Source organism: Halomonas sp. NO4 (assembly GCF_010994375.1).
Taxonomy (GTDB): domain Bacteria; phylum Pseudomonadota; class Gammaproteobacteria; order Pseudomonadales; family Halomonadaceae; genus Halomonas.
In genome coordinates this window covers 1-1,810 of sequence record NZ_WHMA01000078.1, presented here as the reverse complement: position 1 = coordinate 1,810, position 1,810 = coordinate 1, and the positions used below count along the sequence as shown (strand labels likewise).

Below are 1,810 nucleotides of genomic sequence, written 5' to 3'. Positions count from 1 at the left end.
TGTGCGCCAGGCATGGCGCGCAGCGCCTGACTGGCGCTGTTCCCGAGGGTGGTGCCTCGGGATGACTTGGGGGTGAAAGTCCCCTGCACGCCCGGCAAGGGGAAGTGCTAGCCGACGGCAAGGGTGTCTCCCGTGAGGGAGAATCCGAAGGCAGCCCGAGGCAAAACGCTGGCCTGACGAACAGGAAGCGGATATGAGGCGTCATGGCGGGGCGAGATGGCATCAATCATCAAAGCCCGATACTTGCACGGAACGCCATGACGTATATCCGACAGGCATAAGCGGGAAGGTCGCGCGTCTTACCCTGGGAGGTCTGGTGGTCTGCCACGGTGCTACCGGCGTCGAGAGGCGACGGGATGGACTACCAGACGTCAGCAGAGGCCATAGTAAGTGCCGGTTCACCGCGGCACCAAGGGCCGAACATGAAGAACCGCGAGTAGGCGATGACGTCTCGAGGATCGATCATAAAGACCGAAACTGGCGCTGATACCGCCACCCACCCAGAGGGGCAGGGGCAGTACCCCGAGTCCCAGCCGGTGGGCGTCGAGACGGTCCCGGCGTCGTCATCGTGGACGAAAGCGGAGCCCGCCCCGCTCATGGAGGCCGTAGTAGAGAAGGCCAACATGGCGCGGGCTTACCGTAGGGTGGTCGCCAACCAGGGCGCGCCGGGTGCCGATGGCATGACGGTGCACCAGTTGGCCGACCACCTGAAGGAGCACTGGCCGACGCTGTGCGAGCGGCTGCTGGCCGGTGAGTACCATCCCAGCCCGATCCGGGCCGTCGAGATTCCCAAGCCCAAGGGCGGGACGCGACAGCTCGGCATCCCCACGGTTACCGACCGGCTGATCCAGCAGGCGCTGTTGCAGGTGCTGACGCCGCTCTTCGATCCGGGCTTCTCCGCATCGAGCTACGGTTACCGCCCCAAGCGCAGCGCCCAGCAGGCCGTCTCGGCGATGAAGGCCCATGTCACCGCCGGCCACCGCTGGGTGGTCGACCTCGACCTGGAAGCCTTCTTCGACCGAGTGAACCACGACCTGCTGATGGCGCGGGTCGCGCGCCGCGTCCGCGACAAGCGGGTGCTGCGCCTGATCCGGCGCTACCTGGAAGCCGGGATGTGCCAGGATGGCCTGGCCGCGCCACGCCGGCAGGGAACGCCCCAGGGCGGACCGCTGGGTCCGCTGCTGGCGAACATCCTGCTGGATGACGTGGACAAGGAGCTGGAACGCCGGGGTCACCGCTTCTGCCGCTACGCCGACGACGTACAGGTGTACGTCAAGAGCCGGCGGGCGGGTGAGCGCGTCATGGCCAGCCTGAGTGATTGTCTCGAGAGTTCGCTCCGGCTGACAGTCAATTGCGACAAGAGCGCGGTGGATCGGCCCTGGAACCGGGGGTATCTGGGCTATACGCTGACCCGACACAAGCTGCCGAAGCTGACGCTGGCTAAGACCAGCCTGCAGCGTCTGATGCAACGTGTCCGCGAGATCCTCAAGCGTGGCAGGGGACGCCACATCCAACGGGTGATCGAAGAGTTGGTGCCTGTCCTACGAGGATGGGCCAGCTACTTCAGCCTCGTCGATGTGAAGCGCCCGCTGGAAGCGTTGGATCAATGGATACGTCGCCGGCTACGCGACTTGATCTGGCGGCAATGGAAGCGCCCGCGGACCCGGCGCCGTAAGCTCCTGGCACTGGGTCTGGACGACTATCGGGCGTGGAAGTCAGCCGGGAATGGGCGAGGCCCCTGGTGGAATGCCGGTGCCTCGCACATGAATCAGGCCTTGCCACGGAAGTGGTTCGAGCGGCTGGACCTGAT

General features: G+C 65.6%; 1 protein-coding gene. It reads left to right on the top strand.

Going from position 1 to position 1,810, the window contains the following annotated elements; all coding sequences use genetic code 11:
• Positions 1-596: 596 nt before the first annotated feature.
• On the top strand, positions 597-1,810 hold a 1,214-nt coding region (gene ltrA, locus FEF15_RS19115), incomplete at its 3' end, for a group II intron reverse transcriptase/maturase (protein ID WP_240454252.1).